The sequence below is a fragment of the Streptomyces sp. AMJ-169 genome (assembly GCF_055597585.1).
Window position 1 is genome coordinate 587,969 of sequence record NZ_JBVLTJ010000002.1, and the last position, 25,731, is coordinate 613,699.

Genomic DNA, 25,731 nt, shown 5'->3' on the forward strand with positions numbered 1-25,731 from the left:
CGGGGGGACGGGTCCGCACTTGACTCCGAGCGTTCACGCTTGCCTGTTCTGCCTGTGCCTGCCCGTGTCTGCCCGTGTCTGCCTGGGAGCCGTCCATGTCACGCCGTCTCGCCGCCCCCCTTCTGCTCGCGGCCCTCGCCCTGACCGGCTGTTCGGCCGGACCGTCCGCCTCCACCGAGGACGCGAAGGCCTCGCCCGGCGTGCGGGCGCTGCCGGAGGTGACGTCGAAGTCGTTCGAGGGGGCGCTCGGGGGCCGCTGGAAGCTGACGTACCGGGACATGCCCGGCGCCGACGGCCGGCGGATGGGCAACGGCTCGCCCGAGGAGGGGCTGCGGGTCGGGGTCGTCGAGACCCGGGGTCCGGCCGGGATGGAGTCGGTGGCCTGCCAGGCGTTCGGCAAGCGGGCGGAGGCGGCCCGCCGCTTCCTGCTCGCCTGCGCGGACGCGGCTTCCGCGGCCCCGGAGTCGGTACGGGACTGGCTGACCGCGCACGTCGACCGGGCCAGCACGGGCTCGGGGCACGCGATCAGTCATGGGCCGGTGGATTATCACCTCGGGATCAATAAGGACCAGGGGGTGCGGGTGCTGTACATCAGTCCTGGGGGGCCGTTGGGGAGGTGAAGTGGTTTGTTGTACGGGGGAGTTGGGGGGCGGGCGGGTCGGCTTGGGCGGGCCGGGTCGGGGTACGGGGGCCTGGGTCGGGGTACGGGCGGGCTCGGCTCGGAGGCCCCGGATTGAGATGGGCGCGGCTCAGCTCGGGTGGCCCGGGATCTCGGGTGGCCCGGGTTGGGGTACGGGCGGGCTCGGCTCGGAGGCCCCGGATTGAGATGGGCGCGGCTCAGCTCGGGTGGCCCGGGATCTCGGGTGGCCCGGGTTGGGGTACGGGCAGGTCAGCTCGGGTGGCCCGGGTGGACCGTGGCCGGCGTCCTGGCCGACCATGTCGCCAGCTGGGGTGCCGTGATCAGCGTGGAGTCGCCGTCGGTCTCGGTGTTGACGCAGACCCCGCCGTACTGGCCGGACAGGATCTGGGCGGCGGGGAAGTCGCCGAGGGGCTTGCCGTCGACGAGGACCTTGTCGTAGGTGATGGTCGTCGACAGGGCGGAGGGGAGGTGGAGTTCGGTGATGGCCTCGACCTGGGTGGGGGTGGCGGGGCCGGTGGCCTGGACTGTGCGGGTCCAGTTCTGGGTGACGTTCGTCAGGGTCATCGTGTAGTTGCTCTTGGCGGTGGCCGATCTGGGGGCAGTAGTCGGCTGGGGGGCGGTGATCGACGATGTCATGACGTCGCCGGCGTTCACCGGGTCGGTGTAGTTGACCGGGTCGGACGGGAACTGCTCCCACCACGCCCAGTACGACGCGACCCCGTTCTCGCAGGCCGCGCTGGTGCCGGTCTGGTTCAGCGGATCCCGCCAGCTGTCGCCGCTGCCGAAGCCGATCCACTGGTCGATCAGCCCGTCCCGGGTCGCCGCACACTTCGCCGTCGGGACCGTCCACTGCGCGCTGATGCTGGAGTGGGCGCCGTCGAGCTGCATCCCCGTCCAGTTGCTCACCGGGGCGGTGCAGTCGGTGCCGGCCGCGGCGGCGGGCCGTACGAGCAGCAGCGCGGCGCAGGCGAACGAGCCGGTCAGCGCCATTCGTTGTCTTGTACGCATGTCCGGAAGGTCAGCATGTGTGTGGGCGGGGGCAGTTGCTGTCACGGCCGCCGCCGAACGAGGTTCACCCTCACGGCCCACCGGGCCCGGCTGCCCTTTTCCGGGGGCTGGAGGGGGCTGGGCCCGGTGGTGGGCGTTACTTCTTGGGGGCGGTGAGGTCTTTGGTGGGGGTTGCGGGGGCAGAGGGTACGGCGGGGGTGGTGGGGGTGGTGGGGGGTTTGTGCCAGGCGGCGGGTTTGGTCTGGTGGTGGTGGGTGGGGGTGTCGGGGGCGGGCTTGGCCGGGGCGGGGTTGGTTTGGGGGGCGGGGTTGGACTGGGGGGCGGGGTTGACGGGGGCCGGCTTGGACTGGGTGTTCGGCTTGGCCGGGGCGGGCTTGGACTGAGGGGCCGGCTTGGCTGCGGCCGGCTTGGACTGAGAGGTCGGCTTGGCTGCGGCCGGCTTGGACTGAGAGGTCGGCTTGGACTGAGAGGTCGGCTTGGACTGAGAGGTCGGCTTGGCTGCGGCCGGCTTGGGCTGGGTGGCCGGCTTAGCTGCGGCCGGCTTCGACTCGGTGGCCGGCTTGGCCGTGCCGGGCTTGGTCTGGGGGTGCTTGGACGGTTTCGTGTCCGGCTTGAGGGGGCCTGCCGTCGGCTGCTTCTGGGCGGTCGCTTCCGGGAGGGTGTCCAGGTCGGTCGCGCAGACCGTGGGGTTCTTCGCTCCGTCGACGTACGCGCAGACCGTGCTGGCGATCGCCCTGGCCGACTTGGTGGGCGTGCGCAGTTCGGCGGTCGAGGTCAGCTCGGTCTTCGAGTTGGCCTTGGCCTCGGTCGTCCAGATGACCGTCCCGCTCTTGTCGCCCTTGCCTGCCTGGCCGCCGTTCGAGGCCCGCGTCAACTTCGCGCCGTCCGGGAGGCGCTGTTCGATGCGGAGGGATTTGAGGGGGTGGCTGCCTTGGTTGTGGACGGTGATCCGGTATGCGAGTTTGTCGCCGGCTTTGGCTTTCTGGACGTTGTCCGTGATGGCGATGGACATGGGTGGGGCGGCGTTGGGAGGGGCGGCGGGGGTGGTGGGGGTCGGTTTGGCGGGGGGTGCCTGGACGGTGGGGGTGGTGGAGGTCGGCTTGGCTGTGCCGGGCTTGGGATGGGGGGCTGGTTTGGCGGGGGCCGGTGTTGCGGGGGCGGGGGTTGTGGAGGCCGGTTTCATGGTGGTGGGCGTAGCGGGGGTTGCCTGGGTGGCGGGCTTGGCGGACGCCGGCTTCATGTTGGTGGGCCTGGCGGAGGTTGCCTGAGCGGCCGGCTTGGCGGACGCCGGCTTGGCGGACGCCGGCTTGGCGGACGCCGGCTTGGCGGACGCCGGCTTGGCGGACGCCGGCTTCATGTTGGTGGGCTTCGCGGAGGTTGCCTGAGCGGCTGGCTTCGCGGACGTCGGCTTCGTGGACGTCGGCTTCGCGGGCTTGGCCGGGGTGACCTGGGCGCTGCTCTGGGTGTTGCCCTGCGCGGTCTGGGCTGACTGGCCGGACTGGGCGGAGTTGTTGCCGCCGTCGTCCGACCAGGCTGTGGCCGGTGCGAGTGCGGTGAGGCAGAGGGCGGCGGAGACGGTGAGGGCGGCGTGGGCGGCGAGGGTGGGGGTGAGGCGGGGACTTCTGGGCGTCACTGTGCTGATCCTCCAACTCGATTCGAACGCGTCGCACAATTGCGCGGCGCGGCCATAGCAACACGGCCGCCCATCCGCCATCGGGAGCCCGTGCCGCCCGGCCCACGAGGGTTCACCCGACCGACGGCTTGCGCGTTCAGCGTCGGTGGGGGGGGTGGTTCGCCGGGTGCGGCTGGGGGGGGCTGGTCGCGCAGTTCCCCGCGCCCCTGAGGTACGTGCGCCTCGCCGGGGTTCTTTTGCGGGGGCAGGCTTTCGGGGGTGGGCTGATGTGATCTGGCCCGTGCGGCTGCGTCGTAGCTGATCGCGCAGTTCCCCGCACCCCCAGTCCCGTCCAGCATCTCCCCACCCTCCCCGCACCCCGCGCCTTTCCCCCCCCGGCCCCCCCTCCAGCCCATCCGACACCCACGCCCAAACCCAAGCTCGCCCCTCCACCCCCGACCAACACCCCCCGCACCCTCCCCCCAGCCAACCCCCTCCAGCTCCGCCCCTCCCCCTCCCCTTTCACCCCCGGCCGACAAATTCCAGCCCGTCCGGCGTTTGAGGACAAGGCCCGTTCAGGGCCGACAGCGGGGTCGAAGGGGCGGCAGCCCCTTCAGGGGGACCCAAGGCGAGGGCGAAGAACCTCGACATGCCAACCCCACCCCTCTGGTCCATCCTCAAAACACCCCAACCCCTTGGCGAAGAACATGCACAAACTCCCCCTCCTCCTGGCGGCAGCCCTCCTCACCACGGCCCCCACCAGGGCCACGGACTCCCCCCAACTCTGGGTCGACCCGAACACCCCAGCCGCCCGGCAATCCGCGGAATACCGCCGCGAAGGCCGCCCGGCCGACGCGGACCGTATCGACCGCATCGCCACCCGCCCCCAGGCAACCTGGCTGACCGGCGCAAACCCCGCGGACGCGATCCGCACCCTCACCACCACCGCCGCCGAAGCGAACCGCACCCCCCTCCTGGTCGCCTACCGCATCCCCGACCGAGACTGCGGATCCTTCTCCGCGGGCGGCGCCCAGGACGCGCAGGACTACCACGCCTACGTCGACTCCTTCGCGGACGGCCTCGGCGACCGGCCCGCATGGGTGATCCTGGAACCCGACGCCGTCCCGCAGACCCTCACCGGCTGCAAGCAGGAGGCGAGAACGACGGACAAACTGGCCCTCCTCTCCTACGCGGTCGACCGCCTCAAGAAACAGCCGCACACCCGGGTCTACGTCGACGCCGGCCACCCGGGCTGGATCACCGACATCCCCTGGCTGGCCCGAGCCCTCCGCCAGGCCGGCGTCGACCGCGCGGACGGCTTCTCCCTGAACGTCTCCAACTTCGAGACGACGGAGACGACCGTCTCCTACGGCCGCCGCCTCACCGAATCCCTCGGCGGCAACACCCACTTCGTCATCGACACCAGCCGCAACGGCAACGGCCCCTACTCCGGCCCCGAAGCATGGTGCAACCCCCCGGGCCGCGCCCTCGGCACCCCGCCCACGACCGACACCGGCACCCCTGACGTCGACGCCTACCTCTGGATCAAACGCCCCGGAGAGTCCGACGGCACCTGCCGGGGCGGCCCGGAGGCGGGGAAGTGGTGGCCGGAGTACGCGCTGGGCCTGACAGCGGGTACGGAGACGACGGGTACGGAGACGGGCTAGGAAGCCTTACGCAAGGTGTACGCCCGAACCGCCCCATACGGATACACCGGCACCCCTCCCTGAGCCACCCCCCACTGAGGCCCCCCTCGCTGAGCCACCCCCCGTTGAGGCGCCCCCAGCTGAGCCACCCCCACCTGAGAAACCCCCCACCGACCCCCACCCCTCTCCCGATCCACCCCCACCCCGCACCCCCGTTCCCACCCCACACACCCATCCGACCCCACCCACCCCTCCGCCTGAGCCCGGAAAATAGCCGCAGCCTCCTCCTTGGTAGGCCCAGTCCAGGGCCGCGACCAGGGACTTTCAGGTACGACGGGCTCCACCTCAGGAGGCAGCGAGTCGAAGTAGGCGCAGCTGTGGCGACCGGGACGGGACCGCGGAATTACAGCGCACAGCACCCAGACAAGGGCGCGGACGATAGCATCACGCATACGTAAGTCAGCTCCTTCGAAGCGACCTGCGAGCCCCGTTGGACCGGGCCTAATCGGTCTAACGGGGCGTCTTCATTGGCTCGTTGGCCCGAACGTAGAGCCAACTGATCGCAACGACACAGCCAATCAGGCGCAATTCACCCTCAGGAGTGACGAACAGTCACGAACACCCTTACCCGCTAGGGGTGTTGAAGTTCGCACATAGGGGACTAAAACCCCCACCGCTCCGGATGCTCCGCAAGATCCCGAGCCAACGCCTCGTCGGTCGGATCGAACACCTCCCACGAGTGCCCGCCCTCATGCAGGAAGAACAGCCCACACCCATCCCCACTGGGCGCCTCCTCAGGACACCAGATCAGCGTGTCGTACCGATACCTGGAGTCCGAACCCCCCTCGACGACCCCGACCCCCGAACCACCCGCACCCCCCTCCCCATCCCAGAAGAACCACCGCGCCCCAGCCCCACCATCACAATCCGCGTCCCACAACAGATCCGCATGCTCCCCCGCATGCCCCTCCTCCAACTCACAAGCCGCGTACCCCTCGGCGATCTCGGAGGTCTCCTCGGCCGGCACCTCCTCCGCCTTCAGCAACTCAAGCGTCTCTTCGAGCGGCAACAACCGCACGGCGGTGCACTGCAACATGGCGACCTCGACTGATCAACTGGACTGCGGACGAGATCCGCGGCGCCCCAGAGGGACACCCCACTCGCGCTTCATCCCACTCTCCCGGTTCCGCACCAACTCCGCGCGAGATTCCCGGACTTCATCATGCGTACAACCTTCACCATGCATACGACGCGACACGCGCCGGCTCACGACACCTCGCCCCTGCCCCGGGCGTTGGCGCGGCTGAGCGCGTTGACACGAGCGACCCTGGCCGCCAACTTCTGCTCAGGAGTGGCGAGTTCGGCGTTCTCGGGATCGACTTCCCACTCCCGTCCGCCTTTCACGGGCCGCAAGGACCACCGGCCGGCCCACTCACCCCGGAATTCGCCGATCTGATTTTTCGTGATGTCCACGAGAAGCGTGCCTAGTTCTGGTGTGCTTCGCTCAGGCACGACAGCTCCTCTCCGTAGCGGCTTCACTACCAAGCGGTTTCAGAGTGCCGCAGGAACGGGAACTACTCAACGTAACAATCAGGAACGGAAAGTCGGTGAACCCCGCTTGAACATCAAGGAGTTGGACCCCGACAGCTCCCCGCAGGCCAACTTCGGCGCACGTTTACGCAGCGCGAGGGAGGAGCGCGGCTGGACGCAGGAACAGTTGTCCGAGCGGATGGCATATGCCGCCTCGCATATTTCGGCTGTGGAAACTGGTCGAAAGATTCCGACTTTGCGGTTCGCGCGAAGCGCGGACAAAGCGCTGGGGGCGGGCGAGGAGTTCGAACGGGCGTGCCTCAAACTGAGGAGCGGGGGTCTGCTGGAGGGGTTCCCGCAGTTCCTCGTGCACGAGGCGAAGGCCGCGGAGATCAGGCTGTTCGAGGTCGGGTTGATACCAGGCCTGCTACAGACGCGGGAATACGCAACCGTGATCGCGCAGAGCGAGCTGCAACGGGGGTCGATCTCAAACGAACAAGCAGCGGAACGGGTCGAGTTGCTCGCCGAGCGGCAGGCGACGCTGACTCGAACACCTCCGCCGCACGTCTTCGCGGTGCTGGACGAAAGCTGCCTCCGCCGCTCCTTGGGCAGCCCCGCAATCATGGGTACGCAGTTGGACCGCCTGCTGGAGTTCGCCGAGTCGCCGGACGCGACATTGCAGGTGGCGCCGTTCGAGATGGGAGAGCGGCGTTCATTCGATCTGCCGGTCTACATCCTGACGTTGCAGGACCGTTCTCTGGTTTCATACGCGGAGTCAGCGCATCGAGGTTCTCTCGAACGGGACAACACATTCGTACTGCCGTTGCTGCGGGCCTACCATCAACTTCAGGCCGAGGCGCTGTCCCCAACGGAGTCGGTGGCCATGATCAGAAAGTTGCGAAAGGGCACCACGTGAGTACCGAATCCCCGAGCTGGTTCAAGTCGTCGTACAGCAGCAATGGCGGCGCATGTGTAGAGGTGGCCACAAACCTGGCCATGACGGAGGGCATGATCCCGATCCGTGATTCAAAGTGGACGGATGCCTCATTCCTCACTATTTCCGCCGCTCCATTCGAATCCTTCGTAAGCGAAGTGAAGTTTGGCGTTTTTGGCAAAATCTGACCGGCTGACGCCCCAAAGTGCCTCGCACGCTGGGGCTTCAGTCACCCTTTCGAGCGAACCTTCCTCCCGCGAACGGCCGGAACAACTCCCGCAACACCCCCTCCTCCACCCCCCACCCGAACTCCCCCGGCGACGGCAGCGCCCCGTCCACCCGCCGCCGCGAAAAGTACTGGGGGTTGTTGAGGAACGGCCGGTACACCCCGAGCGCCATCCCCAACCGCCGGTCCGCCGCGCTCAGTTGCCCGGGATCATCGGTGAACTCCGGCTCGGCGGCACCGCAGTTGGCGGCGAGCGCCCGCAGCAGCGCACCCGTCGTGGGCGGAGTCGGGTTGGTCAGGTGGAAGATGCCCCGCGCGGCGGCCCCCCGCCGGCTCAACGCGTAGGCCTGCCGCGCCACATGGTCGACCGGCACCAGATTGAACGGCTCGTCCGGCATCGCCTGGACCCGCGCCGCGCGCCGCCCCGCGGGCACTTCCCGGTAGTAGGCGGCGAGCAGCCGCTGAATCGTGTACGCCCCGCTCGGCGCCCCCGGATACCGCAAAGTCCGGCTGTGCCCGACGACCACCCCGGGCCGCAGCACCCGCACCGGGAAGCCGGAAACCCCCAGCACCATCCGCTCGGCGGCGACTTTGCTCGCCTCGTACGGGGTCCGCACAGTCGACGCGTCCACCGCCCGCTCCAGCACCGGCCCCCGCCGGCTCCCCGCGACATACGCGGTACTCAGATAGTTGAACCCCCGTGTCACGAACCCTCGTTCACTGCCACCCCGTGCCAAGAGCCCCCACCCCAGTTCGCCACCCCGCGCCAACTCCAGCACCCGCCGAGTCCCCCGCACATTCGCCGCGAACGTCTCTCTCCACCGCGCCCGCCGGAAGTCCAGCCGCGCGGCGGAGTGCCAGAACTCGACCTCCGTGCATGGGAGTCGCAGCTCAAGCCCCGGACGCGCGAGGTCGGCGGAGACGGCCCGAGTCCGTCGTAGCGCCGATTCGAGGACGTCGGCCGGGGTGTCGTACGCGGCGGCCGAGCGGGTCAGGATCTCCGTCAGGCGGGCCTCGGGGTGTTCGCCGCGGACGAGGCAGATCATCTCGTCGTGGGTGCGTTCGGCGAGTACGAGGACCAGGGCGGCGCCGATCAGGCCGGTCGCGCCGGTGAGGACATGGGTGGTGGGCATGGGGACTCCTCGTTCGTGTACGTCGGTCAAGTCGCCTGCGGTCGCCGTCAGTTCAGGCTCCGGAACACCAACACCGCGTTGTGGCCGCCGAATCCGAACGAGTTGCTGACCGCCAGCGACACCCGCTGCCTCCGCTCGGCCCCCACCACCAGATCCACGTCCACCGGCTCCGCGCACCCCACCCCCGCCGTCGGCGGCACCCGGCCCCGCGCGACCGTCAGCGCGGTGACCGCCGCCTCGACCGCCCCGGCGGCCCCCAGCAGATGCCCCAGCGCGCCCTTCACGGACGTCACCGACGGCCCCCGGGGAAAGCACCGCTCGATCAGCGCGGCCTCGGCGGAATCGTTCAACTGGGTAGACGTGCCATGCGCGTTGACGTGCTCCACCTCCGAGCAGTCCGCCCCCGCCGCCTTCAGCGCCCCCCGCACCGCCCGCTCGGCGCCCCGCCCGCCGGGGTCGGGGGCGACGGCGTGATGGGCGTCGCCGGTCGCCGCGTACCCGGCGAGCAGCGCGTACCCGGGCCGGCCCCGCGCCGAGGCGGCCGAGGCCCGCTCCAGGACCAGCATCCCGGCGCCCTCGCCCATCACGAACCCGTCCCGCTCGACGTCGAAGGGGCGCGAGACACCGGTACGCGACAGCGCGCCCATCCGGTCGAACCCCTCGGCCCACAGCGGGTGCAGCGCCGCGTCCGCACCGCCCGCGACGGCGACGTCGCACGCCCCCGACCGCAGCAGCTCCCACGCGAGCCCGATCGCCGTCGCCCCGGACGCACACGCGGTCGAGGTCCCGAACACCGGCCCACGAGCCCCCAGTTGGAGCGCGACCTGACCGGCGGCCATGTTGGGCAGGAACATCGGCACCAGCAGCGGGGAGAGCGCGGCGCCGGACAAGTGCCGCTCATGCTGCGCGAGTTGGGAGACAGTCCCCCCAAAGGCCGTCCCTACGACGACGGCGACGCGCTCCCCGTCCCAACTCCGCTCCCCCCACCCGGCGTCGGCAACAGCCTCCCCGGCTGCGGCCAACGCGAACTGCACGCACCGGTCGTACTGCCACACCCGCCCCCCAGGCACCGCCCGCTCGGCCTGGAACCCACCGACAGGACACCCGAACTCAGCCCGCAGGCCCCGGAGTTGAGGGAGGCGCGAGGCGGTAGGACGCCCAGCAAGAACCCCGTCCCAACTGGCCTCGCGCCCCACCCCGGCCGGCGTCACCAACCCCACCCCGGTCACCACAACACCACTCACCCCGCCAACACCCCCTCCACCAACTCCACGGTCTGCGCGACCGTCAGCTCCGGCGCGGCCTCCCCATCGTCCAGAACGATCGAATAGTGCTCGGACAGCGCCAGGAACAGCTCCACGGCGGCCAGCGAGTCGAGATCCAGCTCCTCCAGGGTCACCTCGGGGCGCACGTCCCCGGGGTCGACCTCGAACTTCTCGGTGAGGAGGTGGGAGAGGTAGGCGTAGACGGACGCGGGTGCGGTCATGACGAGCACTCCTTGAGTCGGACGATCACAGATCAGGCCAGGTCAACGCGGCCGAACCCCACGTGAGCCCGCCACCGAAGGCGGTCAGCAGGGTGCGGGTGCCCTTGGGGACGACGCCCCGCGCTGCGGTGTCCGCCAGCGCCAGCGGGATCGAGGCGGCGGCCGTGTTGCCGACGTCGGCGAGATTGCCGTACCGGCAGCCGGGCGCGATGCCCAGGCGGTCCGCGACGGCGTCCAGGATGCGCTGGTTGGCCTGGTGGCCGACGAACGCGCCCACCGAGTCCGGCGGCCAGCCCGCCGCCGCCAGGACCCGCTCCCCGGACGCGCACATCCGCCGGACCGCCTGCCCGTACACCTCGCGGCCCTTCATCCGGAACCAGCGGCAGCCGTCGGCGGGCCGCAGCGAGCCGCCCGCCTCGATCATCACGTGGTCCGCGCGCGCCCCGTCGCTGCCCAGCTCGATCCCCGCCAGCGCGCCCGGTTCGTCGGGAGAACCCCTGGTCAGGAGGGCCGCGCCGGCTCCGTCGCCGAAGATGACGGCCGTGTCCCGGTCGGCCGGGTCGATGATCGTCGAGTACGTCTCGGCGCCGATCACCAGCACCGACCTCGCCGCGCCCGACCTGATCCACGCGTCCGCCGCCGCCAGCGCGTACACGAAGCCGGAGCAGACCGCGGCGAGGTCGAAGGCGGGGACGTCCGTCAGGCCGAGCCTCGCGGCGACCGCCGGCGCGGTCGCCGGGCAGCGGTGGTCGGGGGTGGTCGTCGCGAGGATCAGCAGGCCCGGGGGCGGCTGTCCGCGCAGTGCCTCGCGGGCCGCGCGGGTCGCCAACTCGCCGGTGCCGGTGCCCGGTTGGGCCCTGCGGCGGCGGTGGATGCCGGTGCGGGTGCGGATCCATTCGTCGGAGGTGTCGAGGCCCGACCGTACGAGGTCGTCGTTCGTCACGACCTCCTCGGGGAGGCAGGCGCCGACGGCGCGCAGCACGGAGGCGGAGGGGAGGGGGGAGGGGGAGACGGACATGGGAGTCCCTGTCGACGAAGCCCGGAGCGAGCAGCTCGGTGGGGCGGTGGGGGCGATATATCCGCCCTGCCCGTCAAGGCAACCACCTCGCCCACCTGTCCTGCATCACCCACAAGGGGCGTACCAGGGGCACGGGTTGAACGAGCGCCCCTTGTGCCGCCGCTACGGGGCCGCCCACACCTCCTGTGCGCCGGTCAGCGTCCGGTGGGGGTTGCGGGGGGGGCGGGCTTCGTAGCCGGCGGCGGGCGGTCCCGGCGTCTTTGCCTGCGGCGGCGGTCCCGGCGCAGACCTGCTCCCGCCGGGACCGCCGCCCCTCTCAGCTCAACTCCCCTTCCCCATCAGCCCCTTGTCAGCCCCTCCGGCGCCGCGCCAGCAGCCACAGCCCCAGGCCCGCCGCCAGCGAGCCCACCGCCGCCAAGCCCCACAGCGGGTCCAGGCCCCGGCTGCCGCCCGTGTCCGGCAGCGGGTTCGGCTCCGGCTCCGGGGTGGGGGTCGGCGACGGCTTCGGCTGGGGGACCACCACCGCGTTGCACTCCGGACTCGTCGCCCCCGGCGGGCAGTTGGTGCCGGTCGGGCCGCCGGTGATCGGTACGTCGACCTGCGTGCCCGGCGGCGGGGTCGTCCGGTACGTCACCGTGAACGTCACCCGCGCGGGGTGCGCGCAGTCGCCCGGCGCGGTGCCCGTCCAGCTCACCTTGCCGCCCGCGTAGGACACCGAACCCGTGCTCGCCCGCGCGTCGTTGCCGTAGGTCGCGTACTTCAGCGCCTGGCTCAGATCGGCGCTCGCGGTCGCGCCGACGTACGCCGTCCCGGTCGGGCTGCACACCGTGATCGTGTACGTCACCTTGTCGCCGGGCTTGGGGCGGGGGTTGTCGGTGGTGATGCGGACCTGGACCTCGCCGGGCTCGACGGTGATCCTGAAGTCCTCGACCTGGCCGGCGCCGCCGTATCCGGTGGGGCGGGGGTCGGAGGGGAGACCGGCGGCCCGCGCGGACGCCTGCGCCGCCGGGATGCCGTGAGCCGGAGTGCCCTGAGCAGCCGGCGCCCGCTCGAACAGCGCCGCCCGCTGAACCGACGCCCCCTCGGAGTCCGCCGCCCCCCGAGCAGCCGGCACCCGCTCGAACTCCACCGACCGCGCCTTCCCGCCCACCTTCACCAGCGCCCGCGCCGACTCCCCCACCGGCAGATCCGGCCGCACCCCCTCCGGAACCTGCGCCCCGTACAGCCGCAGCCGCATGTACGTCGTCCCGCTCTTCGCGAACACCGCGTCCGGCCAGCTCAGGGTCGTCGACTTGGCGCCGTTCGGGATGGTCCGCAGGATGCGCTCGCTCTGGTCGAAGGTGCCGTCGAAGCCGTGGTCGAGCCAGGCCGCCAACAGCACCGGAGATCCAGTGGTGTTGGTGAGGTCGACCGGGACCGTGTACCCCTGCTGCCCCTGGTGGGCGACCGGGATCGACGTCGGCCCGCGCCCCGTCTGCTGCGCCAGCCGCGCCCCGTCGGGACGGCCGTCGGTGTCGGGGAAGGTCCCGTCGCCGAGGAAGAGGCCCGGGACGATCACGTGGTACGGCCCGTCGACCGCGGCCGTCGTGCGGTAGCCGTCGGGCGCCTCGCCCCACTCGTACCGCGGCGCGGTGACGGTCGCCCCGCAGCCCGCCGGGTACGCGCTGTCGGCGGCGGAGTTGCCGTAGCAGGTGGTGTTGGGGCTGGTGTCGGTGATCTGGTCGACGATCTCGCGGCTGCCGGTCGTCGGGATCGCGTTCGCCATGTACGTGTACGTCACCGTCGACGACTCGCCCGCCGCCAGATCACCCGTCCAGGTGAAATCGAACCCGGTCCCGGCGGTGACCGTCCCGGAGGTCGCCGCCGGCTCGGTCACCGGCTGCTTGTTGATCAGCCCCGCGCCCTGTGTCAGCCGGTCGGTGTAGGTCGCGCCCGGGTAGTCCGCGCGGCTGTCGTTGGTCGCGACGACCTTGTACGTCAGCAGGTCACCCGGCAGCGGGCTGCTGTTGTCGACGGTCTTCACGATCCGCAGATGCGGGACCAGGGCGCTCGGGGTGCCCCCGGTCGAGCAGCCCGGATCGGCCGACCCGGCGGGGCAGTTGGAGCCGGGGACCCCGGAGACCACCACGTTGGTGAGGACCCCGTCGCCCGTGTCGACCGCGTCGACGGTCACCGAGTACGTCACCGTCACCGTCGCGCCCGCCGGGACGTCCCCCGTCCAGGTGAGCTTGGGAGTCGCGTAACTGACGCTCCCGGAGGTCGCGTTGGCGTCGTCGTTGTACGCCGCGTCGTCCAGGACGCCGGTCAGATCATCGGTGTAGGACGCGCCCGGGTAGTCCGACGCCGACGGGTTGGTCACCGTCACCGTGTAGCTCACCGGGCGGCCGGGGAGCGCCTGCGTCGTGGACTGGCTCTTGGTGACCGTCAAGGTCGGGACCGGGTTCGACGTCGTCGAACAGGCGCCCGCCGCCTGGCAGTTGTTGCCCGGCGAGGAGGACGTCACCGCGTTCCTCAGCACCCCGTCGCCCAGCCGCGCCGGGTCCGGTTTCACGGTCACGCTGTAGGTGACCGTCACCGTCGCGCCCGCCGGGACATCGCCCGTCCAGGTGAGATGCGGTGCCGCGTAGCTGACGCCGCCGGCCGTCGCCGTCACGTCCCCGCCGTACGTCGCGTCGTCGATGACGCCGGTCAGATCATCGGTGAAGGTCGCCCCGTTGAACGTCGCCGTCCCGTCGTTCAGCGCGGTGACCGTGTACGTCACCTTCTGGCCGGGCAGCGGATGCGTCGTCGAGGCGGTCTTCGTGAACCGGATGTCGGGGATGCCGCCGGTCGCGGTCTCGCCGCACGCCGGGTCCTTGGAGCCGGCCGCGCAGTTGGTGTCGGCCGTCGACACCACCGCGTTGGTCAGCTTCTTGTCGCCGGTGTCCGGGGAGTTGACGGTCACCGAGTAGGTGACGGTCGCGGCCTGGCCGGCCGGGACGTCACCGGTCCAGGACAGCGTGGGCGCGCTGTACGACACCGTCCCAGCCGAGGCCTCGGCGTCGCCGTTGTAGGTGGCGTCGTCCAGGACGTCCGTCAGATCATCGGTCCACCGGGCGCCGGAGTACGTCGCCGTCCCCTTGTTGACGGCCGTGATCGTGTACGTCACCGTCTGCCCCGGCAGCGGATTCGGGTTCGACGACGTCTTCCTGAGCCGCAGATCCGGGATGCCGTTCCCCGGCCGCCCGCCCGTCGAGCAGCCCGGATCCGCCTTCCCCGCCTCGCAGTTGGACCCCTTCGGCCCGGTCACCGCGTTGACGAGCTGGTGGTCCCCGGTGTCCGGGTCGGCGACGGTCACCGAGTACGTCACCGTCACCGTCGCCCCCGCCGCGACATCCCCCGTCCAGGTGAGCTTGGGGGTCGCGTAACTGACGCTCCCGGAGGTCGCGTTGGCGTCATTGCCGTACGCCGCGTCGTCCAGGACGCCGGTCAGATCGTCGGACCAGGACGCGCCCGGGTAGCCGGCCTGCCCGTTGTTGGTCAGCGTCACCGTGTACGTGACCTTCTGCCCCGGCACCGGGGTCGTCGAGGACGCCGTCTTGCTGATGTCCAGCTTCGGGATGCCGGGTGCCGTCGGCGAGCAGCCCGACTGCGAGGCGCCCGGCGAGCAGTTGGTGCCGGTGCCGGACGAGGTGACGGTGTTCATGAGCCTGCCGTCCCCGGTGCCGGGGTCGTCGACCGTCACCGAGTAGGTGATGGTCACCGTGTCCCCGGGCCCGACGTTCCCGGACCAGGACAGCTTCGGCGCCGCGTACGCCACCGAACCGCCGCTCGCCGCCGCGTCGTTGTCGTACGCCGCGTCGTCCAGGACCCCGCTCAGGTCGTCGTCCCAGGACGCGCCCGTGTAGACGGCCGTGCCGGTGTTCTTCACGGTCACCGTGTAGGTCACCGTGTCCCCCGGCACCGGCGCGGCCGGCGTGAACGTCTTGTCGATCCGAAGCTGCGCGACCCCCGAACTCGACGAGCAGTCCGCACTCTTCTTCCCGGCCGCACAGTTCGAACCCTGCGGCCCGGTCACCGAGTTGACCAGCTTCTGGTTCCCGGTGTCCGGGTTGTCCACGGTCACCGAGTAGGTCAGCGTGACCGTCCGCCCGCTCGGCACATCACCGGTCCACGACACCTTCGGCGCCGCGTACGCCACCGAACCGGCCGTCGCCGAGGCGTCGTTCGCGTACACCGCGTCGTCCAGGACGTCGGTCAGGTCGTCGGAGACCACCGCGCCCCAGTAGTCCGCCGTCCCCGTGTTCTCGATCGCCACGCTGTAGCGCACCACCTGCCCGGCGGTCGGCGTCCTCGGCTCCTGCGTCTTGGTGATGTGCAGCTCGGGCACGCCCGGGATGTCCGCCGAGCAGCGGCTGTCCGTCGACCCCTTCTCGCAGTTGGAGCCCTGCGGACCGGTGACCGAGTTCTTCAGCAGCTTGTCCCCGGTGTCCGGGTCCTCGACCTGGAGCGCGTAAGTGAAGCTCTCCGTCGCCCCCTTGGCCACCGCTCCGGTCCAACTGACCGTCGGCGCGCTGTAGTTCACCGTCCCGGTGGTCGCCGTGGTCCGCCCCGACCAGGTCGCGTCGTCGAGCACCCCGGACAGGTCGTCGGTCACGACCGCCCCGGCGTAGTCCGCCGTACCGGTGTTCTTCACGGTCACCGTGTACGTCAGCGCCGACCCCGGCAGCGGCGCCGCCGGCGACACCGTCTTCGTGATCGCCAGCGTCGGCACCCCGGTCACCGGCGGCGCACACCCCGGATCGGCCGACCCCGCCCCGCAGTTGGACCCCGGCGAGCCCGAGACGACCGCGTTCACGAGCTGCTGGTCGCCGGTGTCGGGGTTGTTCACGGTCACCGAGTAGGTGACGGTCGCCGAGGCCCCGGCCGCGAGGTCCCCCGTCCAGGAGACCTTGGGCGCCGCATAGGACACCGACCCGGCGGTGGCGGCGGCGTCCCCGTTGTAAGCGGCGTCATCGAGGACACCGGTCAGATCGTCCGACCAGGACACCCCCGGGTACGCGGACGTCCCCGAGTTCGTCACGGTCACCGTGTACGACACCTTCGACCCCGGCAGCGCGTTGCTGCTGGACGCCGTCTTCTTGTACGTCAGCTGCGGCACCCCCTGCGGCGTCCCCGAGTTCCCGCAGGCCGCATCCGTCGACCCTGCCCCGCAGTTGGTGTCCGGCGTGGACCGCACGACGTTCGACAGCATTTTGTTCCCCGGCATCGGATTCCCGAGCAGCACGCTGTACGTCACCGTCGCCGAAGCACCCGCCGCCAGCGTCCCGTTCCAGGACAGCGTCGGCGCCGCGTACGCCACATCCCCGGAACTGGCGGACGCGTCGTCGTCGTACGTCCCGTCGTCGATCAGGTCGGACAGATCATCCGACCACCGGGCCCCCTCGTAGACGGCCGTCCCCGTGTTCGTCGCCGTGACCGTGTACGTCACCTTCTGCCCGGCCACCGGGTTCGCCGGCGTCTGCTTCTTGGTCAGTCTCAGTTGCGGCACCCCCTGTCCAGGCTTGTCCCCCGTCGAGCAGCCGGCGTCGGTCGACCCGGCCGGGCAGTTGGACCCGGCGGGCCCGACCACCTTGTTGACCAGCTTCTTGTTCCCGGTGTCCGGGTTGTTCACGGTCACCGAGTAGGTGACCGTCACCGTCGCGCCCGCCGCCACGTCCCCGGTCCACGTCAGCTTCGGCGCGGAGTACGCCACCGAACCGGAGGTGGCCGAAGCGTCCCCGTCGTAGACGGCGTCGTCGATGACATCGCTCAGGTCATCGGACACCACCGCCCCCGGGTACCCGGCCGTCCCCGTGTTCTTCACGGTGACCGTGTACGTCGCCTTCTGCCCCTGGAGCGGCGCCGCCGGCGACATCGTCTTGCTGATGCTCAGCTGCGGCACCCCGGCGATGACCGCCGAGCAGTTGGCGTCCGTCGACCCCGCCTCGCAGTTCGACCCCGGCGGCCCGGTGACCGAGTTGACCAGCTTCCGGTCCCCGGTGTCCGGCGCGTTCACCTGGACCTGGTAGGTCACGGTCACCGTCCGCCCCTGCGGCACGGTCCCGCTCCAGCTGACCTTCGGCGCGCTGTACGCCACCGTCCCCGCCGTGGCCGACGTCCGCCCCAGCCAGGCCGCGTCGTCCAGCACCCCGGTCAGGTCGTCCGAGAACGAGGCCCCGGCGTAGTCGGCCCGCCCGCCGTTGGTCAGCGTCACCGTGTACGTCAGCGTCTGCCCCGGCACCGGGTTCGAGTCCGACACCGACTTGCGCATCGTCAGCGCCGGTACCCCGGCCGGGGTCGCCGTGCACTCCGGATCGGTCGACCCCTGCGGGCAGTTCGTGCCCGGCGAGGTCGCGACGACCGTGTTGGTGAGCAGCTTGTCGCCGGTGTCCGGGTCGTTCACGGTGACGCTGTACGTCAGCGTCACCGACGCGTTCCCGGGCACACCGCCGGACCAGCTGAGCTTGGGCGCGCTGTAGCCGACGCTGCCGGAGGAGGCCGAGGCGTCCCCGTTGTAGACGGCGTCGTCCAGGACGCCGGTCAGGTCGTCGTCGTACGAGGCGCTGGTGTAGGGCGTCGCGCTGCTGTTGGTGACCGTGACCTTGTAGGAGACCTTCGAGCCGGGAGTGGCCTGGCCGGTCGAGGTCTGGATCTTGGTGATCCGGAGGGTCGGCACGGGGTGGGAAGCGGTGGAGCAGCCGGCCGCCGTCGCAGCCGAGCAGTTGGCTCCCGGTGACGTCGAGGTCACCGCGTTCCTCAGCACCTTGTCGCCCATCTGGGACGGCACGGTCTTCACGGTCGCGCTGTAGGTGACGGTCGCCTTGCCCTGCGCGGGGACGTCACCGGTCCAGCTCAGTTCCGGGGCGGAGTACGAGGCGGTCCCGAGGGTCGCGCTCGCGTCGTTGTCGTAGGTCGCGTCGTCGATCACTCCTGTCAGGTCGTCGGTGAACGTGGCCCCGCTGTACGGGGAGTCGCTCGGGTTCGAGACGGTCACCGTGTACGTGACCTTCTCGCCGGGCTGCGGGTCGGCGGTCGAAGCGGTCTTCTGGATCTTCAGCTGCGGGACGGCTGTGCTGGTGGAGCAGTCCGGGTCCTTCCCTCCCGGTCGGCAGTTCGAGCCATTTGTAGAGGTAACGGCGTTGCCGAGCACTTGGTTCCCGGTGTCCGGATTTTTCACGGTGCCCGAGTAGATGACGGTCGCCGTCGCCCCCGCCGCCAGGTCATCCGCCCAGGTCACCTTGGGTGCGCTGTACGTGACCGTCCCCACCGAGGCCGCCGCGTCCCCGCCGTACACCGCGTCATCGACGACATCCGTCAGATCATCGGTGAAGTTCGCCCCGCCGTAGACCCCGGTCCCGGTGTTCCGGACCGTGACCGTGTACGTCACCTTGTCCCCGGGCTTCGGCGCCGAGTCCGACACCGTCTTCTTGATCTGAAGCTGCCCGACCCCCTGCGGCGTCCCCGAGTTCCCACATGCCGAATCGGCGGACCCCGCACCGCAGTTGGTGTCCGGCGTCGACACGACCACGTTCGTCAGCCGCTTGTTCCCCGCCATCGGATTCCCGAGCGTCACACTGTACGTCGTCGTCACCGCACCGCCCGCCGGCACGTCCCCGCTCCAGCTCAGCGCGGGCGCCGCGTACGACACCGTCCCCGAAGAGGCCGAAGCGTCACCGTTGTACGTCCCGTCGTCGATCAGATCCGCCAGGCTGTCCGACCACCGCGCCCCCGTATAGACGACCGTCCCCGTGTTCCTCGCGACGACCGTGTACGTCACCGTCTGCCCCGCCACCGGATGCGCCGGACTGGACGTCTTCGTCAGCTGGAGCGCCGGGAAGCCCATGGTCACCGAGCAGGCCGAATCCGCCGTGCCCGAGCCGCAGTTGGAGCCGGCGGGGCCGGTCACCGCGTTGGCGAGCCGCTTGTTGCCGCCCGGCGGGTTGTTCACGGTCGCCGAGTAGGTGATCGTCCGCGATCCGCCGGCCGCGATGTCGCCGCTCCAGCTGACCGTGGGCGCGGTGTACGACACCGTCCCGCCGGACGCGTTCTGGTCGTTGTCGTAGGTCGCGTCGTCGATGACGTCGGAGAGGTCGTCGGAGAAGGAGGCGCCGGTGTAGGTGCCGGTGCCGACATTCCTGACCGTCACCGTGTACGTGACCTGATCCCCCGGCTTCGGCGCGGACGTCGACGCCGTCTTGCTGAACCGGAGGATCCCGACCGGCACGGTCACCGAGCACTTCTGATCGGCCGACCCCGCCGCGCAGTTGGTGTCCCCGGTCGACACGACGGTGTTGACCAGCGCCGCGTTCCCCGTGTCCGGCGAGTTCACGGTCGCCGAATAGGTCACGGTGACCGACGAGTTGGCGGGCACGTCGCCGTTCCAGGACAGCGTGGGCGCGCTGTACGACACCGTCCCGGCCGAGGCCGCCGCGTCGCCGCCGTACGTCGCGTCGTCCAGGACGCCCGTCAGGTCGTCGGAGAACGTCGCCCCGGGGTACCCGAAGTTGGTCGCGTTGGTGACCGTCACCGTATACGTGACCTTCGTGCCCGGCGTCACCGGTCCGCTCGGCGAGGCCGACTTGCGCATCGTGATCCGCGCGGAGCCGCCCCCGTTGGAGTCCGAGCAGGCGCTGTCGGCCGTGCCGGTCTCGCAGTTGGTGCCCGGCGCGGTCAGGGCGTTGTTGAGCACGCCGTTGCCGGCCGGCGGGACGTTCACCCTGACCTGGTAGGTGACGGTCACCGTCGCCCCGGCGGCGACCGGACCGGTCCAGGTCAGCTTCTTGGCCGAGGCGTCGTACGACCCCGAACCCGTCGTGGACGTGATCGACCCGGTCACGAACGTCGCGTCGTCCACGACGTCCGAGAGGTCGTCGGTGAACGTGAACGCGTTCGCGTCGCCCTTGCCGTTGTTGGTCGCCGTGACCGTGTACGTCACCGTCGCGCCCGGCTTGGCGCCCTGCGGGGCGGACGTCTTGGCCAGCGTGATGTCCGGCCCGTTCACCGTCACCGCCGATGAACACGTGCTCTTGCAGTTCGCGTCGTCCGTGCCCGAAGGCGTCGTCACCGTCGCGGTGTTGCCGATCTGCCCATGCGCCCCCTGGCTGACCTCGCCCGACAAAACGTAAGTGACCGTCCCATTCACCCCAACGGTCGGCCGGTCACTGAGGTTCCCGCTCCCCGAACCCGCCCCGCAGGAACTCCCCGAGGACGCCGTGCACGTCCACGTGAACGACCGGTTCTGCAACGGCAGCGTGTCCGCGACCAGCGGCCCGGCCGCGACCGAGGGCCCGGCGTTCGACACGGTCACCGTGTACGCGTACGCCTGCCCCGGCTGGTACGACGTCGCCGAGCCCGCCTTCGTCACCGACAGCGCGGTGGACGGCGACCCGACCGGCGGCGGCGAGGCCAGCGGCGAGGTGTTGTTCCCCGGCGTCGGATCGGTCGTCGCCGCCTTCGACACCGCCACGTTCCCGATGTCCGACCCGTTCCCCGTGTACGCCGCCGACAGCCGCACGGTGATGGTGTTACTGACCGACGCCCCGTTCTTCAGCGTCGCGACCGTCGGACAGGTCACGTTCTGCCCGGAGGCCGTGCACCCGGTCGACGACGACACGAAGCTCAGCTGCGAGGGCAACGCGTCGGTGACGGCCACCTGTTGGGCGTCGGACGGCCCGTTGTCGGTCGTCGTGATGACGTAGTCGAAGGTCTGCCCCGGCACGATCTGCGCGCTCGACGCCGCCTTCTTGGCCGTCGACACGTCCGCCGAGGCCGCCCCCACGTTCGGGTACACCGGCGTCGAGGTGTTGTTGTCCGGATTCGGATCGTCCGAACCCCCGCTGACGATAACGGAGTTGCCGAGATCGGACCCGTTCCCGGTGTACGAGGACGCGATGAGCACGGTGAGCTGAGCGGTCACACTCTTCCCCGCCGCCGCGCTCAGCCCCGTACAGGTGACCGTCTGACCGCTCGCGGAACAGGCCGAGTTGGACGACGAGACGTACGAAGTCCCGGCCGCCAGCGTGTCGGTGAGGGTGATGTTGCCGACGGCGTCCGAGGGCCCGTTGTTCGTCGCGCCGATCGTATAGACGACCGGCTGCCCGGGCGCGACCTGCTGCGTCGTCCCGAGGACCTTCGTCCCCTGGAGGTCGGTGCGCGGGGCGCCGACGTTCGGGGAGGACGGCGTGGACGTGTTGTTGCCCGGCGTCGGGTCCTGCGTGTTCGACGCGGACGACGCCACGTTCTGGATGTCCGAGCCGTTCCCCCTGTAGGAGGAGGCGAGTTGGACGACGATCCGGTACGCCTTCGAGGCCCCGGCCGCGATGGTCGCCGCCGGCCCGCAGCTCACCTTCTGCCCGACCGCCGTACAGCCGTCCGGCGAGGAAACAAAGGTGAGTTGGGACGGCAAGGTGTCCGTGACGGTCGCCTGCTGGGCGTCCGAGGGGCCGTTGTTGGTGGTGGTGACCGTGTACGTGAACTGCTGCCCGGGGAGGACCTGTCCGGCCGGCGAGGTCACCGACTTGGTTGTGGTCAGGTCGGCTTGGGGCTGCGAGACGTTCGGCGGGACCGAGGTGGAGGTGTTGTTGCCCGGGTTCGGATCGGTCCCCGGGCCGCTGCCGGTGGCCGAGTTGGGGATGTCGGAGCCGGTGCCCGTGTAACTGGCGGAGATCTTCACCGTCAGCGTGATCGCGACCGAACTCCCCGCAGGAACCGACAGGTTGGCGCACGTGATCTTCTGACCGCTCGCGGTACAGGCGGAGTTGGACGTCGACACGTACGTCATCCCGGCCGGCAGCGTGTCCGTGACCGTCACCCCGGTCGCGTCGGACGGCCCGTTGTTGCCGACGACCAGCGTGTACTGCACGTTCGAGCCCGGCGGCACCGCCGTCGTCGTGTTCAGCGCCTTGGTGACGTACAAGTCGCTCGACGGGCTGCCCATGTTGGGCGACGACGGGGTCGAGGTGTTGTTCGCCGTGTTCGGGTCGGGCGTGGTCGAGGAGGTCGCGGTCGCCGTGTTCTGGATGTCCGAGCCGGTGCCGGTGTACGACGACGCCGTCTTCACGACGATCCGCCAGGACGCCGAACTCCCGGCGGCGATCGACGCGTTGGGCCCGCAGGTCACGGTCCGCCCGGCCGCCGTACAGCCATCTGGCGAGGAGATGAAGGCCAGTTGGGAGGGCAGCGTGTCCGTCGCGGAGACGTTCGCCGCCGCGCTCGGGCCCGCGTTGCTTGCGGTGACCGTGTACGTGAACGGCTGCCCCGGCGCGATCTGTCCCGTCGGCGAGGTCACCGTCTTCGTGGTCGAGATGTCGGCCGCGATCGGCGAAACGGTCACGGCAGGGCCGCAGTTGGCGTTGGAGGACGTACACGGCGTCGGGTCGGCCGCGCTGGACGTCGCCGACTGGACCTGGTTGGTCTGGGCGCTCGTACTGTTCATCTTCGCGGTGACCGTCAGCGTCGCGCTCTGCCCCGGCGAGAGCGTGCCCGCGCTCCAGACCCCGGTGGAAGCGTTGTACGCGCCGCCCGAGCTGTCGCCGACGTACGTCACCCCGCTCGGCAGCCTGTCCGTCAGCGTCACGCTGTTCGCCCAACTCGGGCCGTTGTTGGTGACGTTGATGGTGTAGGTGAAGTTCTGCCCGTAGTTGACCTGCGTGGTGTTCGCGGCCTTGGTGATCCGGAGGTCGGCGTTGGCGGCGCCGGTGTTGACGACCGCGTTCGCCTGATTGTTGCCGGCGACGTAATCACCATAAGCACTGCTGACGACGATCCCGTTGGCGGCCGTCAGCGCGGTGTTCAACGGGGCGCTGGAGTAGACGGTCACGGAGATCGGCAGGCCGACGCTCGCGCCGGAGGCGAGGGAGGCCGCCGGGACCGTACAAGTCACCGACCCGCCACCGGAGTTGACCGTACAGCCCGACGGCTGGGACGAGTTGGCGATGACGTACTGCGGCATGGTGACCGTGACGGTCGCGTTGACCGGCGCGTTGTTGGGCCCGTTGTTGCGGACGACCACCGGGATGGTCGTCGCGTTGCCCGGAACGGTCGTCGCGCTGCCGCCACTTGGGGTGACGTCGAGGTCGTCGCCGTAGATGACGGTCTGGACGCCGGACGTCAGATAGGCGGTGGTGTCGACGAAGTTGCCGTCAACGTTGGAGTAGGCGCTGGCGAGTTGATAACGCGCCGTGTTCATGATGGTGCCCGGACTGACCGCCGTGCCCCGCACGGTGACGGTGTCGGTCCCCCCGATCGGAAGACCGGCCAGCACATTGACGCTGTTGCCCGATCCCGAGGACGAGGTCTGCCCGCTCTGCCCGCAGTAACCGCCACTGCTCGCCGAGCAACTCCAGGTGACAGAGCCGATGTTGGACGGGACGGTGTCGACGATGTTGCCGTACGTGCCGTTGATGGAGTCGGTCTTGTCGGTCGCGGTCAGCGTGTACGACACCGGCTGCCCGACCCACACCGAAGAGGTGCCGTTCTTGGTCATCGACGCGTTGGTCGGCAGGGTGACCTTGACGTTCCTGATGTTGTTGGCCTCGAAGGCACCGCCGGTCGAGGCTGCGAACCCGATCTTCATCGCGGCCGGCAGCGCGGCCTGGCCGGAGACGTTGCCGACGTTGTAGTTGCTGATGATGGTCGTCAACTGGGAGGCGGAGGGCCCCTGTTGGACCGTGACGACGCTGCCCTTGATGATGACGCGCAGGTGCGCGAACGTCGTGTCGTTGGGCTGGTTGAAGCCGTTGTTCACGCCGACGCCGGTCAGGTACTGGTACCCGCTGTTGCCCTGTCCCGAGCCGCGCAGCACCACGTTCTGCGGGTAGTTGCCCGGGCCGGTGTTGTTGCCCGCGAGGCCGGTGCTGTAGTTGCCGTAGTTGTCGATCCCGATGCCGAGCCAGCCGCCGTTCATGCCGGGGACCGTGCAGGGGCCGTTCTGGCCCTGGGCGATACAGGCGTAGCCGAGGCCCGCGCCGGAGCCGCCCATCTGCGTCGGGGAGGCGTTGGCATCCATGTAGAACATCGAAATGCCGTCGCCGTTACCGGAGTTGATGTTGTAGTCGAAGTCCGTGACGACGCCGGCGCCGGAGGTGAAGTAGTCGTTCAGGACGTACGCGCCCTTGAGGCCGGGGCCGTTCGTCGTGAGCTGGAGGTAGGGGTTGCCGACGGAGGCGTGCAGGTAGGCCTGGCTGCCCTGCACCGCGTTGATCGCGACCCAGCAGTTGGTGAGCTGGTTCGTCTGGGAGACGGTGAAGCTTTCGCTGACCGGGAATTGGAGGTTGCGGGGGGAGCTGGAGCAGTTGCCGACGTTCTGGGTGGTGTCGCGGCGGCGGGGGGTGGGGGTTTTGCCGGGGGCGGCTTTGGGGGAGGGCTTGGCGGAGGGGGAGGGGGAGGGGCCGATGGGGGAGGGCGAGGGCGAGGGCCCGCCGGGGGAGGCGCTGCCGCCCGCAGGCGCGCTCACAGAAGCCGACGCCTTCGGGGAGGGAGCGGCGCCGCCGACCGCCGTGGGAGCCGCCGAGGCTTCCGGCGACCCGGAACTCCCGTCCCTGTCAGGGGACTTGGCAGCCTCCGGCGCCTTGGAACCCCCGTCGGCCTCAGGTGCCTTGGAACCCCCGCCCGCCTCAGGCGACTCCGACGCCCCCGGATCCCTGCCCCCCTCCGACCCCCCGGCCCCCTTCCTCTCCCTCTCCCTCTCCCTCTCCCTCCCGAACGGCCCCGCCACCGTCACCCCGGACCGCACCCCCGCCCCCACCCCGAACACCACCTTCTTCACCCCCCGCGAAAACACCACATCCGCACTCCGCCCAGGCGCCCAAACCCGCTTCCCACCCCCGTCCCCGCCATCCCCCCCGGTCAGCGCCACCCCCTCCCCCACCCGAGTGAGCCGAGGCGAAACCCCCTCCACGAACGGCTCGGCGTCCGCCCGGACCGCCTCCCCGTCGGCCGAAACCCCCCGCACACTCACCGCCCCGCCCCGCAGACCCCCCACCGAGAACCACACCGGCCCGGCCTCGGGAAGCGTGAGCGTGACGTCGTACGGGGCATCCGGCGCCGCCGGCAGCCGCAGCCCCTCGGCGCCGGACGCCCCCGCGACGGCCGTCGGCAGCTCCACGGTCCGCCAGGCGCCCTTCGCCGTCGCGCCGGAGAACGTGACCGTGTGACCGGAGGTCAGGGAGCGCAGGGAGCCGGTCAGGGAGCCGGACGCGCCCTCGGGCCAGTCGGCCAGCTGGGCGGCGGCGGTCGTACCGATGCCGAGACGGTCACGCAAGGAGACGCCGGGCTGCCCCTCGCCGAGCGCGGGGGCGGGGCTGATGCCGAGGAACAGCACCAGCAGGACCACGAGCAGGCGCTCGGGCCGACGGCTCGACTTCACACGCATCTGAAACCCCGTCAAGGAAGGGCGGACAGATCTGGATTACTCCGGACCTTCCCTGACGGATCATCAGATGATCGCTAATGGAGGTTATCTCATCCGGTCGGCTGCA

Annotated in this window: 13 protein-coding genes; 4 read left to right on the forward strand and 9 right to left on the reverse strand. The window is 70.5% G+C overall.

The window, feature by feature from the left end:
- Window positions 1–95: 95 nt before the first annotated feature.
- On the forward strand, window positions 96–620 hold the full coding sequence (locus ACYUD3_RS07190) for a hypothetical protein (protein WP_470965418.1): 525 nt from the start codon (window positions 96–98) through the stop codon (window positions 618–620).
- Window positions 621–889: 269 nt separating this feature from the next.
- Here the strand turns inward: ACYUD3_RS07190 and ACYUD3_RS07195 are convergent, their stop codons facing one another.
- Together ACYUD3_RS07195 and ACYUD3_RS07200 are read right to left on the reverse strand one after the other, a co-directional pair.
- Window positions 890–1,630 (reverse strand): G1 family glutamic endopeptidase, encoded by a 741-nt coding sequence (locus tag ACYUD3_RS07195; protein WP_470965421.1) that lies wholly within the window; start codon window positions 1,628–1,630, stop codon window positions 890–892.
- A 154-nt stretch (window positions 1,631–1,784) separates the two neighbouring features.
- Complete coding sequence (locus ACYUD3_RS07200; protein ID WP_470965424.1) at window positions 1,785–3,281, reverse strand: hypothetical protein; 1,497 nt, start codon at window positions 3,279–3,281, stop codon at window positions 1,785–1,787.
- A gap of 674 nt (window positions 3,282–3,955) precedes the next feature.
- Here ACYUD3_RS07200 and ACYUD3_RS07205 point away from each other — a divergent pair.
- Window positions 3,956–4,927: a glycoside hydrolase family 6 protein gene (locus ACYUD3_RS07205; protein WP_470965427.1), complete on the forward strand. Its 972-nt coding sequence runs from the start codon at window positions 3,956–3,958 to the stop codon at window positions 4,925–4,927.
- A gap of 640 nt (window positions 4,928–5,567) precedes the next feature.
- On the opposite strand, the gene ACYUD3_RS07210 is transcribed toward ACYUD3_RS07205, so the two are convergent.
- Window positions 5,568–6,002 (reverse strand): hypothetical protein, encoded by a 435-nt coding sequence (locus tag ACYUD3_RS07210; protein WP_470965430.1) that lies wholly within the window; start codon window positions 6,000–6,002, stop codon window positions 5,568–5,570.
- A 170-nt stretch (window positions 6,003–6,172) separates the two neighbouring features.
- A complete protein-coding gene (locus tag ACYUD3_RS07215) occupies window positions 6,173–6,418 on the reverse strand; it encodes a hypothetical protein (RefSeq protein WP_470965433.1) in 246 nt (81 codons plus the stop codon).
- A 106-nt stretch (window positions 6,419–6,524) separates the two neighbouring features.
- Between ACYUD3_RS07215 and ACYUD3_RS07220 the strand changes: the two genes are divergently transcribed.
- Complete coding sequence (locus ACYUD3_RS07220; RefSeq protein ID WP_470965436.1) at window positions 6,525–7,352, forward strand: helix-turn-helix domain-containing protein; 828 nt, start codon at window positions 6,525–6,527, stop codon at window positions 7,350–7,352.
- Complete coding sequence (locus tag ACYUD3_RS07225) at window positions 7,349–7,558, forward strand: DUF397 domain-containing protein (protein ID WP_470965439.1); 210 nt, start codon at window positions 7,349–7,351, stop codon at window positions 7,556–7,558. Before ACYUD3_RS07220 ends, ACYUD3_RS07225 begins: the two co-directional genes overlap by 4 nt.
- A 37-nt stretch (window positions 7,559–7,595) precedes the next feature.
- Here ACYUD3_RS07225 and ACYUD3_RS07230 read toward each other — a convergent pair whose 3' ends face one another.
- From ACYUD3_RS07230 to ACYUD3_RS07250, 5 genes are all read right to left on the reverse strand, one after another.
- Window positions 7,596–8,729, reverse strand: a complete 1,134-nt coding sequence (locus tag ACYUD3_RS07230; RefSeq protein WP_470965441.1) for an SDR family oxidoreductase — start codon at window positions 8,727–8,729, stop codon at window positions 7,596–7,598.
- Window positions 8,730–8,776: 47 nt separating this feature from the next.
- Entirely contained in the window at window positions 8,777–9,973 is a 1,197-nt protein-coding gene (locus ACYUD3_RS07235) for a beta-ketoacyl-[acyl-carrier-protein] synthase family protein (RefSeq protein ID WP_470965444.1), read from the reverse strand.
- A complete protein-coding gene (locus ACYUD3_RS07240) occupies window positions 9,970–10,215 on the reverse strand; it encodes an acyl carrier protein (RefSeq protein WP_470965447.1) in 246 nt (81 codons plus the stop codon). The genes ACYUD3_RS07235 and ACYUD3_RS07240 overlap by 4 nt, the downstream gene beginning before the upstream one ends.
- Window positions 10,216–10,240: 25 nt before the next feature.
- A complete protein-coding gene (locus ACYUD3_RS07245) occupies window positions 10,241–11,233 on the reverse strand; it encodes a beta-ketoacyl-ACP synthase III (RefSeq protein WP_470965450.1) in 993 nt (330 codons plus the stop codon).
- A 349-nt stretch (window positions 11,234–11,582) separates the two neighbouring features.
- On the reverse strand, window positions 11,583–25,625 hold the full coding sequence (locus tag ACYUD3_RS07250) for a DUF7927 domain-containing protein (protein ID WP_470965453.1): 14,043 nt from the start codon (window positions 25,623–25,625) through the stop codon (window positions 11,583–11,585).
- Window positions 25,626–25,731: the final 106 nt, after the last annotated feature.